This window comes from Actinosynnema sp. NPDC053489 (assembly GCF_044544865.1).
Taxonomy (GTDB): Bacteria; Actinomycetota; Actinomycetes; order Mycobacteriales; family Pseudonocardiaceae; genus Actinosynnema.
The window spans coordinates 527,469-540,326 of sequence record NZ_JBITXT010000003.1 but is presented as its reverse complement, the minus strand read 5'-3'; the positions used below and the strand labels follow the sequence as shown (position 1 = coordinate 540,326).

14 protein-coding genes and 1 pseudogene are annotated in these 12,858 nt (G+C 72.3%); 7 read left to right on the top strand and 8 right to left on the bottom strand.

Features of this window, described 5'->3' with window-relative positions; genetic code table 11:
- The first annotated feature begins 176 nt into the window (after nt 1-176).
- Nucleotides 177-629 carry a flavodoxin family protein gene (locus ACIGNX_RS09305; protein WP_396537987.1) on the top strand — a complete coding sequence of 151 codons (453 nt, stop codon included), beginning with the start codon at nt 177-179 and terminating at the stop codon, nt 627-629.
- Here ACIGNX_RS09305 and ACIGNX_RS09300 read toward each other — a convergent pair.
- The 5 genes and pseudogenes from ACIGNX_RS09300 to ACIGNX_RS09280 form a co-directional block, all read right to left on the bottom strand.
- A pseudogene (locus tag ACIGNX_RS09300) lies at nt 626-1,554 on the bottom strand (aldo/keto reductase). The gene ACIGNX_RS09305 and the pseudogene ACIGNX_RS09300 overlap by 4 nt on opposite strands.
- 116 nt (nt 1,555-1,670) lie before the next feature.
- Nucleotides 1,671-2,627 carry an aldo/keto reductase gene (locus ACIGNX_RS09295; RefSeq protein WP_396537985.1) on the bottom strand — a complete coding sequence of 319 codons (957 nt, stop codon included), beginning with the start codon at nt 2,625-2,627 and terminating at the stop codon, nt 1,671-1,673.
- Nucleotides 2,624-3,007 carry a MerR family transcriptional regulator gene (locus ACIGNX_RS09290; RefSeq protein WP_396537983.1) on the bottom strand — a complete coding sequence of 128 codons (384 nt, stop codon included), beginning with the start codon at nt 3,005-3,007 and terminating at the stop codon, nt 2,624-2,626. The genes ACIGNX_RS09295 and ACIGNX_RS09290 overlap by 4 nt, the downstream gene beginning before the upstream one ends.
- A gap of 48 nt (nt 3,008-3,055) precedes the next feature.
- Nucleotides 3,056-3,439: a type II toxin-antitoxin system death-on-curing family toxin gene (locus ACIGNX_RS09285; RefSeq protein ID WP_396537981.1), complete on the bottom strand. Its 384-nt coding sequence runs from the start codon at nt 3,437-3,439 to the stop codon at nt 3,056-3,058.
- A gap of 399 nt (nt 3,440-3,838) precedes the next feature.
- Nucleotides 3,839-4,045, bottom strand: coding sequence for a type II toxin-antitoxin system VapB family antitoxin (locus tag ACIGNX_RS09280; protein ID WP_015105038.1), 207 nt, complete (start codon nt 4,043-4,045; stop codon nt 3,839-3,841).
- A gap of 75 nt (nt 4,046-4,120) precedes the next feature.
- Here ACIGNX_RS09280 and ACIGNX_RS09275 point away from each other — a divergent pair, with 75 nt between their 5' ends.
- Nucleotides 4,121-4,717: a TetR/AcrR family transcriptional regulator gene (locus tag ACIGNX_RS09275; RefSeq protein ID WP_396537979.1), complete on the top strand. Its 597-nt coding sequence runs from the start codon at nt 4,121-4,123 to the stop codon at nt 4,715-4,717.
- Nucleotides 4,718-4,790: 73 nt separating this feature from the next.
- Here the strand turns inward: ACIGNX_RS09275 and ACIGNX_RS09270 are convergent, their stop codons facing one another.
- A complete protein-coding gene (locus ACIGNX_RS09270; protein ID WP_396537977.1) occupies nt 4,791-6,065 on the bottom strand; it encodes a glycoside hydrolase family 18 protein in 1,275 nt (424 codons plus the stop codon).
- A gap of 315 nt (nt 6,066-6,380) precedes the next feature.
- The gene (gene upp / locus ACIGNX_RS09265) at nt 6,381-7,007 is read right to left on the bottom strand and encodes a uracil phosphoribosyltransferase (RefSeq protein WP_396537975.1); all 627 of its coding nucleotides are present in this window, start codon (nt 7,005-7,007) and stop codon (nt 6,381-6,383) included.
- Nucleotides 7,008-7,088: 81 nt separating this feature from the next.
- On the opposite strand from upp, the gene ACIGNX_RS09260 reads away from it, so the two are divergent.
- The 5 genes from ACIGNX_RS09260 to ACIGNX_RS09240 all read left to right on the top strand — a co-directional run bounded on the left by ACIGNX_RS09260 (nt 7,089) and on the right by ACIGNX_RS09240 (nt 12,195).
- Complete coding sequence (locus tag ACIGNX_RS09260; protein WP_396537973.1) at nt 7,089-8,069, top strand: Gfo/Idh/MocA family protein; 981 nt, start codon at nt 7,089-7,091, stop codon at nt 8,067-8,069.
- A 93-nt stretch (nt 8,070-8,162) separates the two neighbouring features.
- Entirely contained in the window at nt 8,163-8,810 is a 648-nt protein-coding gene (locus ACIGNX_RS09255) for a DUF1707 domain-containing protein (RefSeq protein WP_396537971.1), read from the top strand.
- 104 nt (nt 8,811-8,914) lie between these two features.
- Nucleotides 8,915-9,880: a deoxyribose-phosphate aldolase gene (gene deoC / locus ACIGNX_RS09250; protein WP_396537969.1), complete on the top strand. Its 966-nt coding sequence runs from the start codon at nt 8,915-8,917 to the stop codon at nt 9,878-9,880.
- A gap of 1 nt (nt 9,881) precedes the next feature.
- Nucleotides 9,882-11,309 carry an aldehyde dehydrogenase family protein gene (locus tag ACIGNX_RS09245; protein WP_396537967.1) on the top strand — a complete coding sequence of 476 codons (1,428 nt, stop codon included), beginning with the start codon at nt 9,882-9,884 and terminating at the stop codon, nt 11,307-11,309.
- Nucleotides 11,302-12,195: an aldehyde dehydrogenase family protein gene (locus ACIGNX_RS09240; protein WP_396537965.1), complete on the top strand. Its 894-nt coding sequence runs from the start codon at nt 11,302-11,304 to the stop codon at nt 12,193-12,195. The genes ACIGNX_RS09245 and ACIGNX_RS09240 overlap by 8 nt, the downstream gene beginning before the upstream one ends.
- On the opposite strand, the gene ACIGNX_RS09235 is transcribed toward ACIGNX_RS09240, so the two are convergent.
- On the bottom strand, nt 12,192-12,761 hold the full coding sequence (locus ACIGNX_RS09235; protein ID WP_396537963.1) for a hypothetical protein: 570 nt from the start codon (nt 12,759-12,761) through the stop codon (nt 12,192-12,194). The genes ACIGNX_RS09240 and ACIGNX_RS09235 overlap by 4 nt on opposite strands.
- Between the last annotated feature and the right edge of the window lie 97 nt (nt 12,762-12,858).

Genomic DNA, 12,858 nt, shown 5'->3' with positions numbered 1-12,858 from the left:
ACGCGCGACGGGCCCGCCGGTTCCCCCGCGCCCCTTGTCGATCTTGCTACGCCAGCCGCCGCGGTCCGGACCCGGCCGTCACGTCACACCCTTGACCAGCGACAACACCGTCACCAGGGCTCCTCAACCCTACCCCGAGGTTGCCGTGCCCCGCCGATCGCGGCACCCTGACCCGCGTGCCGCGCCTGCTGATCGTCCACCACACCCCGTCGCCCGCGCTGCAGGAGCTGTTCGAGGCCGTGGTGGCGGGGGCGACCGACCCGGACATCGAGGGCGTCGAGGTGGTCCGCCGCCCGGCGCTGTCCGCCACCGCGTCCGACGTCCTCGACGCCGACGGGTTCGTCCTGGGCACGCCGGCCAACATCGGGTACATCAGCGGGGCGTTGAAGCACTTCTTCGACACCGTCTACTACCCCTGCCTGGACGCCACGCGCGGCCGGCCGTTCGGGGCCTACGTGCACGGCAACCTGGGCGTGGAGGGCGCGGTGAAGGCGTTGCGCGACATCACGACCGGGCTGGGGTGGCGGCCGGTCGCGGAACCGGTGACCTCCACCGGGGCGCCCGACGCCGCGGCACGGGAGCGGTGCCGGGAGTTGGGCGCCGCGGTGGCGGCCACCTTGACGCTCTAGCGGCCGAGCGAGGGCATCACCTCGGCCGGGTAGCGGGTGCCCGCGACCGCGTCGGCGGGCACGGCGGCGGCGATCGCGGCCAGTTGCGCCCCGGTCAGCGCCAGGTCCGCGGCGGCGGCGTTCTCCTCCAGGTACTTCACCCGCTTGGTGCCCGGGATCGGCACCGCGCCCTGGTGGTGGACCCCGCGAGGGCGATCTGCGCGGGCGTCGCGTCGTGCTCCCGCGCCACCGCGCGCAGCGACTCGACCAGCGCCAGGTTGCGGTCGAAGTTGTCGCCGGCGAACCGCGGCTGCCCGACCAGGCGGAAGTCGCCCGCCGCGAAGTCGTCCTTGGACGTGTAGCGGCCGGTGAGGAAGCCGCGGCCGAGCGGCGAGTACGCCACGATGCCGATGCCCAGCTCCCGGCACGTCGGCGCGACCTCGTCCTCGATGTCGCGCGACCACAACGACCACTCCGTCTGCACGGCCGCGATCGGGTGCACGGCGTGCGCCCGCCGGATCGTGCCCGCGCCCGCCTCGGACAGCCCGAGGTGCCGGACCTTGCCCTCGGCGACCAGCTCGGCCATCGCGCCGACGGTGTCCTCGATCGGCACCTTCGGGTCGAGGCGGTGCTGGTAGTACAGGTCGATGTGGTCGACGCCCAGCCGCCGCAGCGACGCCTCCGCGGCCTGCCTGACGTACGCCGGGTCACCCCGCAGCCCCCACTCGGAGCGCGGCAGCCCGGGGGCGCGGACGATGGCGAACTTCGTCGCCAGCACGACCTCGTCCCGACGCCCCCTGATGGCGCGGCCGACCAGCTCCTCGTTGGTGAACGGCCCGTACATGTCGGCCGTGTCGAGGAACCTGACGCCCAGCTCCAGCGCGCGGTGGATGGTGGCGACGGACTCGGCCTCGTCACCGGGGCCGTAGAAGTCGCTCATGCCCATGCAGCCCAGGCCCTGCGCGCTCACGTCGAGCGCGCCCAACCGGCGGTTCTCCACGGTGGTCCTCTCCTCGGTGGTCTGACCCGCGGTGGTCTTCTCGGCGGTGGTCTTCTCGGCGGTCAGCGGTTCGAGAGCTTCAGGAACTCGGCCGGGTACCGCTCCCCGGCGACGGCCGGCGCGGCGGCCTCGATCGCGCCCAGCTCGTCGGCGGTCAGCTCCAGGCGGGCGGCGGCGACGTTCTCCTCCAGGTACTTCACCCGCTTGGTGCCCGGGATGGGCACGACGTCCTCGCCCCGGTGGTGCACCCACGCCAGCGCGAGCTGACCGGCCGTGACGCCGCGTTCGGCGGCCAGGGCGCGCAGCGCGTCCACGATCGCCGTGTTGCGGGCGAAGTTCTCCTCGGCGAAGCGGGGCAGCGTGCGCCGCACGTCGTCCTCGGCCAGGTCGGCGACGGACGTGACGCGGCCGGTGAGGAACCCGCGGCCCAGCGGCGAGAAGGGCACGATGCCGATGCCCAGCTCGCGGCACGCGGGCACGATCTCCGCCTCGACGTCGCGCGTCCACAGCGACCACTCGCTCTGCAGGGCGCTGATCGGGTGCACGGCGTGCGCCCGCCGGATCGTGCCCGCGCCCGCCTCTGACAGGCCCAGGTGCCGGACCTTGCCCTCGGCGACCAGCTCGGCCATCGCGCCGACCGTCTCCTCGATCGGCACGTCCGGGTCGACGCGGTGCTGGTAGTACAGGTCGATGTGGTCGACGCCCAGCCGCCGCAGCGACGCCTCCGCGGCCTGCCTGACGTAGGCCGCGTCACCGCGCGGCTTGCGGTCGGGGTCGGCGAGCCCGAACTTGGTCGCCAGCACGACCTCGTCCCGGCGGCCCCTGATCGCCCGGCCCACCAGCTCCTCGTTCGCGCCGGCGCCGTAGACGTCCGCGGTGTCCAGCAGCGTGACGCCGAGGTCGAGCGCCCGGTGGACGGTGGCGATCGACTCGGCCTCGTCGCCGACGCCGTAGGACTGGCTCATGCCCATGCAGCCCAAGCCCTGGTCGCCGACCCGCAGTTCGCCCAACGTCCTCATGCCGTGATCCCCTCGACGGTCGTGTGCTCGATCTGCTCGTAGTGCGTGATCTTGTAGTCGAGCACCTCCAGGCACGACTGGAGCTCGGCGATGCGCGCGCGGACGGAGGCGCGGTGCTCGAACAGGATCTGCTTGCGCCGGCCCGCGCTGGCCGCGCCGCGGTGCCGGAGCTGCGCGTACTCGCGCATCATCCGGATGGGCATGCCGGTGGTGCGCAGGCGGGTCAGGAAGACCAGCCAGCCCAGGTCGTCGTCGCTGTAGGTGCGCCGCCCACCGGAGTCCCTGGCAGGCGGCTCGACCAGGCCGATCCGCTCGTAGTAGCGCAGGGTGTCGATCGACAACCCACTGCGCTCGGCCGCTTGGGCGATCGAATAAGTCACGGTGTGACCGTAGGAGCTGGAGTGCGCTCCAGGTCAACCCGGACGCGGTCAGTCGTCCTTCGGCGTGCCCCACGCCTCCAGGTGGGCGGCCATCCCGGCCACGTCGATCTGCTCCCGGCCCAGCGCGCGCACCAGGTCGAGGGCCTCGTCCTCCTCCGCGTCGACCCACCAGCCGTTGATGTCGCACAACGTCACCGCGGCGACCCAGCCCAACCGCCAGTTGCCCTCGACCAGCGGGCGCGTCCGGACGATGGAGTCGAGCAGCGCGGAAGCCTTGAGCCAGAGCGTGTCGTACGCCTCGACCCCCAGCACTGTGGCCCTGGGCCGGTGGGCTGCGGAGTCGAGGAGGCCTAAGTCGCGCACGACCAGGTCCCCGCCGGTGACGGCGGTCGCCAGCACGAGCAAGTCGCCGGCGTCGAGGTAGTTGACCACTGCTTGACGCGCTCCCTGTCCCGAAGGGCGGGGACTCCGGCGCGGCCACACCGCACCGGGGACGCCTGCGGCGTCACCACCCACCCCCTCGGGTCCGTGTCGCCTCCCCGCCCCGAGGGCGGCGAGGATGCTGTCGGCCGCGTTGTGCACCGAAGCGCAACCTGGACGCAGCCCGATCTTCAACGGCGCACGATACCGGTGCCACCCGGGCCGCAGCGGACGCTCACAGCGGTAGCCGGGCGGGTGCTCGGGAGTGCGGCGGTTGAGCTGCATGGATTGATCGTATCGAACATGTGTTCGAACATCGAGGCCATGACGGTGCGCTCACCCGAAGGTGCGACGGTGTGGCCGAGGAGTAGTCGAGCGGTCGCGCAGAGGTGCGGGATCCCGCAACCGACGTCAGGCGGAGCCGAGGCGGTCGAGCAGCCCGCGGTACTTCGGGAGCACCCGCCCGAGGACCTCGGAGAGCTGTTCTTCCTTCTGCAGCCTGGCCCACCGCTCGGCCAACGCCAAGCGCACGACCTCCTGCTTCGAACGACCCTCAGCCGCGGCGAGTTCGTCCAGCCGCCGGTTCTCCTCGTCGCTCAGACGCAGAGTCATCGCCATGGAGATTGACGGTACCAAGCTGATACCACGATGACCAGGGCGCGAATTATAACACTGTTGCGATACGATGCCCCGGTGCCACGACCGAAGACACACGACCAGGCGCTGCGCGGCCGACTGCTGGAGCGGGCGGGCGAACTGCTGTCCACCGAAGGCCCGGGCGCACTGAGCTTGCGCAGGCTCGCGGCCGATGTCAACACCTCGACCACCGCCGTGTACTCGCTGTTCGGCGGCAAGCCGGCGCTGCTGAACGCGGTGTACGAGGAGGCGTTCCGCCGATTCGGTGAACGCATCGCGAGCGTGCCGCAGACCGACGACCCGGTCGAGGACATCGTGCAGATCGGCCTGGCGTACCGGGCGAGCGCGCTGGCGGACCCGCAGTTCTACCTCGTGATGTTCAGCAAGGTCGTGCCGGGGTTCGAGCCGTCCGACGAGACGAAGGAGGCGGCGGTCCGGACGTTCCTGCCCGTGGTGCGGGACGTCGAGCGGGCCGTGCGGACCGGGGTGTTCGCGCAGGAGGAACCGGAGCGGATCGCGCTGGCGATGTGGGGCATGGTGCACGGCCTGGTGAGCCTGGAGCTCAACGGGAACCTGCCGCCCGGGGTGGAGATCGCGCCCGTCTACGAGCGCGCGCTGCGCGCGCACGCGGACGGTTGGCGTCGCGTGGCGTGAGGTCGTGGCATGAAGGTGGGGCCCGGGGAGGTGGCCGCCGCGAAACCTCCCCGGACCCCGTGGACCGTCCGGTTCAGGACAGCCCGCTCGTGAGCGCCTTGATCAGCTCGCCGTCGGCGGTGTCGCCGTCGAGCGACCAGATCATCGCGCCGCCAAGGCGTCGTTCGGCCACGTAGCGCCCCTTGCGCTTCATCTCGACCGGGTCGTCCCAGGTCCAGAACGTGCTGCCGTCGAACAACCACGCGTGCCCGGCCTTGGCGTCCCGGTGCACGGTGAACTTGGAGAGCTGCGCCTTGAGGATGCGGTAGTCCTCGTACCCGGCCTCGTAGGTGGCGGGCGCGGGGCCCGCGGCGGGCTGGAAGAGGCCGTTGTTCTCGTCGCGGACGCCGGTCCAGCCGCGGCTGTAGAACGGCACGCCCATGACGACCTTGTCCTTCGGCGCGCCGTTGCGCAGGTAGTGGTCGATCGCGACCTGCGAGCTGAACGGCGGCGTGGTCGGGTCGGCCGCGGGCGTGCGGAGGGAGGACTGCTGGTTGGTCAGCGGGTCCCAGGCGCCGTGGTAGTCGTAGCCCTGGATCGTGCCGAAGGTCAGCAGGTCGAAGACCCGGTCCACCTCGAAGCCCCGGTCGACCTGGCGCGGGTCGGCGGGCAGGAACGCGGTGAGGTCGTAGCGCTTGCCCGTGCGCCAGGTCAGCTTGCCGAGCTGCGCGCGGTACTCGGTGAGCAGCGCGGTGAAGTTCCGCTTGTCCTCGGGCCGCACGACGTTGCCGGGCGCGGCCTCGGACGACGGCCACTCCCAGTCGAGGTCGAAGCCGTCGAACAGGCCGGCCGCCGCGCCGGGTGCCGCACCGGGCAGGTTGCCCTTGAGCCACAGGTCGATGCACGAGGCCACGTGCGCGGCGCGTGACTGCGGGGTGAGGGCGGCGTTGGAGAAGTACTTGGAGCCGGTCCAGCCGCCGAGGGAGATGTTGATGCGGAGCTTGGGGTAGCGGGCCTTGAGCTGCTTGAGCTGGTTCAGGTTGCCCGACAGGGGCTGGCCCGCGACGTCGGCCTTGCCGTTGACGCTCTGCTCGGCCGTGAACGGGCGCTGGTAGTCGGCCCACGGGTCGGCGCTGACGCACTTGCCGGACTCGTCGAGGAAGCCGAAGGCGTAGTTCAGGTGGGTGAGCCGCGGGGCGGTCCCGTTGGCGACGAGGTCGCGGACCAGGAAGTTGCGGTCGTAGCCGCTCCACTGGGTGTAGTACCCGACGGTGCGCGTGGTCGTCCCGTGGGCGGCGGCCTCGGGTGCGAGCGTCGCGGCCATCGCGGTGGCCAGGAGTGCGGGGAGCACCCATCTCCTGCTCGACATGGCTCTCCTCGCGTGCTCGGTGTGGTCTGGACCACGGTAGTGATGAGGTCTAGACCATTGCTACGTCCGTTCGGCCGAATCCGTCAACGCGAATCCCTCTCACCTCCGCGAGTCGAACCCTCAGCCCCCGTGTGTCGAACCTCCAGGTCTCGTGTGTCGAACCTTCGCGGCCGGTGTGTCGAACGCTCAGGGACCCCCGAGTTCAACACTCGCGTCCTCGCACGCCGACCCGAACGTTGAACTCAGGGGACGCGAACGTTCGACACGGTGGTCCCGGAGGTTCGACACACGGGACGTGAGCGTTCGACACACGGGTCAGTGGACGGAGCCGTATTGGCGGTCGCCGGCGTCGCCCAGGCCGGGGACGATGAAGCCCGAGTCGTTCAGGCGCTCGTCGACGCTCGCGGTGACCAGGCGGACCGGGAGGTTCGACTCCTCCAGGTGCTTGATGCCCTCGGGGGCGGCGAGGGTGCAGATCGCCGTCACGTCCGTCGCCCCGCGGTCGGTCAGCAGGCGGATCGTGTACGCCATCGAACCGCCCGTGGCGAGCATCGGGTCCAGCACGAACACCGGCCGGCCAGCCAGGGTGTCCGGCAGCGACTCCATGTACGGCGTCGGCTGGAGCGTCTCCTCGTCACGCGCCAGCCCCACGAACCCCATCTGCGCGTCCGGGATCAGCTTGTGCGCCTGGTCGGCCATGCCCAGCCCGGCCCGCAGCACTGGCACCAGCAGCGGCGGGTTCGCCAGGCGGTAGCCGGTGGTGCGGGCGACCGGCGTGTGCACGCGCTCCTCGGCCACGGGCAGGTCGCGCGTGGCCTCGTACACCAGCATCACGGTCAGTTCCTGGAGCGCGGCGCGGAACGCCGCGTTGTCGGTGCGGGCGTCGCGCATGGTGGTCAGCCGCGCCCTGGCCAGTGGGTGATCGACAACGAGGACGTCCATGGTCGAACAGTATGTGGTAGCCCGGAGCGGTGCCCGGCGGCTCGGGGTTGACGACGTGCCCGCCCGGGTAACGTCCTGGGCATGGCCGACCACGTGCGGATCGGGGTGCTGGGTGCGGCGCGGATCGTTCCGGCGGCGTTGGTCCGACCGGCGCGGAACGCGGCCGCGGTCGAGGTGTCGGCGGTCGCCGCGCGGGACGCCGAACGGGCCCGGCGGTTCGCCGACCGGTTCGGGATCGCCCGGGTGCACGCGACCTACGAGGACCTGCTGGCCGACGAGAACGTCGACGCCGTCTACATCCCGCTGCCCAACGGCTTGCACGGCAGGTGGACGCTGGCGGCGCTGGCGGCCGGCAAGCACGTGCTGTGCGAGAAGCCGTTCGCGGCCAACGCCGACGAGGCCGCGGCGGTCGCGGAGGCGGCCGGGAGCAGCGGCCTCGTGGTGATGGAGGCGTTCCACTACCGCTACCACCCGCTGGCGCTGCGGTTGCCGGAGGTGGTCGCCGAGCTGGGCGAGCTGCGGCACGTCGAGGCGCGGCTCGCGTTCCCGATGCCCCGGTTCAAGGACATCCGGTACTCGCTGGAGCTGGCCGGCGGCGCGCTGATGGACGCCGGTTGCTACGCCGTGAACATGGTGCGCTACCTCGGCGGCGAGCCGGAGGTGAAGTCCGCGCGGGCGAAGCTGAAGGGCGACGGCGTCGACCGCGCGATGCGGGCGGAGCTGAAGTTCCCGGCCGGGCACACCGGGACGGTCGTCGCGTCGATGTGGTCGCGGTCGCTGCTGAGGTTGTCGGCGAAGGTGTTGGGCGCCAACGGCGAGATGCGCGTCTTCAACCCGTTCGCGCCGCAGGCCGGGCACCGGCTCGCGGTGCGGCTGAACGGCCACCGGCGGGTCGAGCGGTTCGACCGGCGGCCGTCGTACGAGTACCAGTTGGAGGCGTTCGCCGACGCCGTGCTGCACGGCAAGCCGTTCCCGACGACGGCGGACGACGCGGTGGCCACGATGCGGGTCGTGGACGAGATCTACCGCGCCGCCGGGTTGCCGGTGCGCCAGCCGACCTGACGACCACCGACCTGACAACCGCCGAACCAGAGGACTCCGGGTGGTGGGGGCAAATCGAGCACCCGGGACGACCGGACTCCTAGACTCACCCGTGTGAGCGACGAGCTGGTGCCGGACCCCCGTCAGATGCGTGCCTCGGACGCCGACCGCGAGAAGGTCGCCCAGGTGCTCCAACAGGCGCACGGCGAGGGCAGGCTCGACCTGCACGAGCTGGACGAACGCCTGGCGGCGGTGTACGCGGCCAAGACCTACGGCGACCTGGTGCCGCTGACCGCCGACCTCGGGGTGCCCGCGCCCTCCGTCATGCCCGTGCCCCTCCAGCAGCACGCGCCCGCCTCGCGCATCGGCGGCACGCCCGGCTCCACGGTGTCGTTCGCGTTCTGGTCGGGCGTGGAACGGCGGGGCGAGTGGGTGGTGCCGCCGATGCACACCGCGGTCGCGATCATGGGCGGGGTCGAGCTGGACCTCACCCGGGCCCGCTTCGCGCAGGGCGAGACGACGATCAACGCCTTCGCGCTCATGGGCGGGGTTGAGATCATCGTGCCCGAGGACATCACCGTCCGGGTCGACGGCATCGGCTTCATGGGCGCGTTCGAGGACGCCACGCACAAGGGTGCGCCGACGATCCCGGGCGGCCCGGTCGTGCGGATCACCGGCTTCGCGATGATGGGCGCGGTCGAGGTGCGGCGGCCCAAGAAGAAGAAGCTCAAGGCCCACAAGCGCGAGGAGCTGGAGGACTGACGAACCGACCCCCAGGGGTGGTTCGCGAACCGGCTTCACGTGCTCTGACCTGCGCGAAGTCGTTGACTTAGGACGGCCGTCCCATTCCGCCTAGACTCGGCGACATGGCTGCTCCCCCCACCTCGCCGTCGCTGCCGCCGGCGTTCGCGGACGCCGTCCGCGACGACGCGTCGCTGCGCCGGTTCCTGCACGGGCTGCCCGGTGTGGACCAGGTCGGCGTCGAACAGCGCGCGGCCGGTCTGGGCACCCGCAGCATCAAGAAGGCCGCGAAGCTGTGGGCCATCGACACCGCGATCGCCATGGTCGACCTGACCACGCTGGAGGGCGCCGACACCCCCGGCAAGGTGCGGTCGCTGGCGGCGAAGGCGCGCCGGCCCGACCCGGACCACCCGGACGTGCCGCGGGTGGCCGCCGTCTGCGTGTACCCGGACATGGTGGGCGCGGCGGTCGAGGAGCTGAAGGGCACCGACGTCGGCGTCGCCTCCGTCGCCACCGCGTTCCCCTCGGGCCGGTCGAGCCTGAAGGTGAAGCTGGAGGACACCGCCTACGCCGTCGAGGCGGGCGCCACCGAGATCGACATGGTGATCGACCGGGGCGCGTTCCTGTCCGGCCGCTACGGGCAGGTGTTCGACGAGATCGCGCAGGTCAAGCGCGCCTGCGGGGACGCGCACCTCAAGGTCATCCTGGAGACCGGCGAACTGGCGACCTACGACAACGTGCGCCGCGCGTCCTGGCTCGCCCTGCTGGCGGGCGGCGACTTCATCAAGACCTCCACCGGCAAGGTGTCCCCCGCCGCCACGCTGCCGGTGACGCACGTGATGCTGCAGGCCGTCCGCGACTGGCACGCGCGGACCGGCGAGCTGAGGGGCGTGAAGCCCGCCGGCGGCATCCGCACGACCAAGGACGCGATCAAGTACCTGGTCGCGGTGCACGAGGTCGCGGGACCGGAGTGGCTGACCCCGACCCTGTTCCGCTTCGGTGCCTCCACGCTGCTCAACGACCTGCTGATGCAGCGGCGCACCCAGCTGGCCGGCCACTACAGCGGCCCCGACTACGTGACGGTGGACTGACATGTGGGAATACGCGCCCGCGCCCGAGTCGCGGGACATCGCGAACCTCAAGCCGAACTACCGGATGTTCGTCGACGGCGAGTTCGTCGACGGCGCCGGCGAGCCGCTGAAGACGGTCAACCCCGGCACGGAGGAGGTGCTGGCCGAGGTCTCCACGGCCGCGCCCGCGGACGTCGACAAGGCCGTGAAGGCCGCTCGCCGCGCCTACGACCACGTCTGGGGTCGCATGCCCGGCTCCGAGCGCGCCAAGTACATCTTCCGCATCGCGCGCCTGATCCAGGAGCGCTCCCGGGAGCTGGCGGTGCTGGAGTCGCTGGACAACGGCAAGCCCATCAAGGAGTCGCGCGACGTGGACGTGCCCACGGCCGCCGCGCACTTCTTCTACCACGCGGGCTGGGCGGACAAGCTCGGCTACGCGGGCTACGGCCCCGACCCGCGCCCGCTCGGCGTGGCGGGCCAGGTCATCCCGTGGAACTTCCCGCTGATGATGGCGGCGTGGAAGATCGCGCCGGCGCTGGCGACCGGCAACACGGTGGTGCTCAAGCCGGCCGAGACGACGCCGCTGACGGCGCTGGTGCTGGCGGAGATCGTCCAGCAGGCCGACCTGCCGCCCGGGGTGGTGAACATCCTGCCGGGCGCCGGTGACGTCGGCGCGGCCGTCGTGGCCCACCCGGACGTGGACAAGGTCGCGTTCACCGGGTCCACCGAGGTCGGCAAGGTCATCCAGCGGCAGCTCGCCGGCACCGGCCGCAGGCTCGGCCTGGAGCTGGGCGGCAAGGCGGCGAACATCGTGTTCGACGACGCGCCGCTGGACCAGGCGGTCGAGGGCATCGTCAACGGGATCTTCTTCAACCAGGGCCACGTCTGCTGCGCGGGCTCGCGGCTGCTGGTGCAGGAATCCGTGGCCGAGGAGCTGCTGGAGAAGCTGCGCGTGCGCGTGTCCACGCTGCGCGTCGGCGACCCGCTGGACAAGAACACCGACGTCGGCGCGATCAACTCGCGCGAGCAGCTCACGAAGATCCAGGAGCTGGTCGAGTCCGGCGACGCCGAGGGCGCGCAGCGGTGGACGTCGGCGTGCCCGTTGCCGGACAAGGGCTTCTTCTTCGCGCCGACGGTGTTCTCCAACGTGTCGCAGGCCATGCGGATCGCCCGCGAGGAGATCTTCGGGCCGGTGCTGTCGGTGCTGACGTTCCGCACCCCGGACGAGGCCGTGGCCAAGGCGAACAACACGCCGTACGGGCTGTCGGCGGGCATCTGGACCGAGAAGGGGTCGCGCATCCTGTGGGCGGCGCAGAAGATGCGCGCCGGCGTGGTGTGGGCCAACACGTTCAACCGCTTCGACCCGACCGCCCCGTTCGGCGGCTACCAGGAGTCGGGCTTCGGCCGCGAGGGCGGTCGCACCGGGCTGGAGGCGTACCTCGATGTCTGAGAGTCGGATTTCCCTCGGCAAGTCCGAGAACCGGGTCGCGGTCGCGAAGACCTACAAGCTCTACATCGGCGGCGCGTTCCCCCGGTCGGAGTCGGGCCGGTCCTACCCCGTGGTCGACGCCAAGGGCGCGTTCCTGGCCAACGCGGCGCAGGGCTCGCGCAAGGACGCCCGGGACGCGGTCGCCGCGGCGCGCAAGGCGTTCCCCGGCTGGTCGGGCGCGACGGCGTACAACCGGGGGCAGGTGCTGTTCCGGGTCGCCGAGGTGCTGGAGGGCAGGCGGGAGCAGTTCGCCGCCGAGGTGGCCGCCGGCGAGGGCGTCGCGCTGAAGAAGGCGCAGTCGCTGGTGGACGCGGCCATCGACCGGTGGGTCTGGTACGCGGGCTGGACCGACAAGGTGGCGACGGTGCTGGGCGCGGCGAACCCGGTGGCCGGGCCGTACTTCTCGTTCTCCGTGCCGGAGCCGACGGGCGTGGTCGCGGTGCTCGCGCCGCAGGAGTCGTCGCTGCTCGGGCTGGTCAGCGTGATCGCGCCGGTGATCGCGACCGGCAACACGGCGGTGGTCGTGACCTCGCAGGACCGGCCGCTGCCCGCGGTGACGCTGGCGGAGGTGCTGGCGACGTCCGACGTGCCCGGCGGGGTGGTGAACGTGCTGACCGGCCGCACCGCGGAGATCGCGCCGTGGCTCGCGTCGCACGCCGACGTGAACGCGCTGGACCTCACCGGCGCGCCGGAGTCGGCGCGGGCGGACCTGGAACGGGCGGCGGCGGGCACGGTGAAGCGCGTGCTGCGGTCCCGTCCGGCGGAGGACTTCACCCGCGAGCCGGACCTGGCCCGGCTGCGGGCGTTCCTGGAGACGAAGACGGTCTGGCACCCGCTGGGCGTCTAGCGGCGGCAGCCGAACCAGCTGTGGGCGAGCAGGCCGGCGCAGCCCAGCGCGACCGCGGTGACCGTGGCCGAGGTCGTGCCGGTGGGCTGCACCGGCCACGTCAGCAGGCGGGTGGCCCAGTGGTCGTCGCCGGGCGGGACGACCAGCGTGACGCCGGTCCAGCCGACCGGCAGCGACCACGCCGTGCGGGGGCCGAGCAGCGACGCGGCCAGGGCCGCCACGCCGCCGAGGCCGAGGACGTCGCGCAGGACGAAGGCGTCCGGGGCGATCGGGGCCGCCACCCGGCCCGCGACCAGCAGGAGCGCGGCGACGACCGCGCCGCCCAGCAGCAGGTGCGCGGCCCGGCGGGGCGGCCAGCCGAACGCGGCCGTGCGGTCGAGCGCGGGGTCCGGTCCGCCGAGGCCGGTCGCGAGGGCTCCCACGCCGACGGCCGCGCCGAGCGCGGCGAGCTGCGGGCTGCCGCCGGGGTGGGCGAGCGCGGCGAGCGCGGTCACGGCGACCACCACCGCGCCGAACGACGCCGGGACCTGCCGGGCCCGTGCGTGCAGCAGCACCCAGCGCGTCACCCGAGGGCTCCCGTCGGGGGCGGGCCCGGGCGGAGCGCCGGAATTGTCGTACCCCGCCGGTAAAGTGGAATCAGGGGTCCCCTGGCGGGGACCTCTG

Excerpts from the sequence above, each read along its gene's own strand:
- ACIGNX_RS09295 (WP_396537985.1), bottom strand. The coding sequence starts at position 2,627 with ATGAGGACGTTGGGCGAACTGCGGGTCGGCGACCAGGGCTTGGGCTGC.
- ACIGNX_RS09280 (WP_015105038.1), bottom strand. The coding sequence starts at position 4,045 with ATGGCGATGACTCTGCGTCTGAGCGACGAGGAGAACCGGCGGCTGGAC.
- ACIGNX_RS09270 (WP_396537977.1), bottom strand. The coding sequence starts at position 6,065 with ATGTCGAGCAGGAGATGGGTGCTCCCCGCACTCCTGGCCACCGCGATG.
- upp (WP_396537975.1), bottom strand. The coding sequence starts at position 7,007 with ATGGACGTCCTCGTTGTCGATCACCCACTGGCCAGGGCGCGGCTGACC.
- ACIGNX_RS09260 (WP_396537973.1), top strand. The coding sequence starts at position 7,089 with ATGGCCGACCACGTGCGGATCGGGGTGCTGGGTGCGGCGCGGATCGTT.
- deoC (WP_396537969.1), top strand. The coding sequence starts at position 8,915 with ATGGCTGCTCCCCCCACCTCGCCGTCGCTGCCGCCGGCGTTCGCGGAC.
- ACIGNX_RS09245 (WP_396537967.1), top strand. The coding sequence starts at position 9,882 with ATGTGGGAATACGCGCCCGCGCCCGAGTCGCGGGACATCGCGAACCTC.
- ACIGNX_RS09240 (WP_396537965.1), top strand. The coding sequence starts at position 11,302 with ATGTCTGAGAGTCGGATTTCCCTCGGCAAGTCCGAGAACCGGGTCGCG.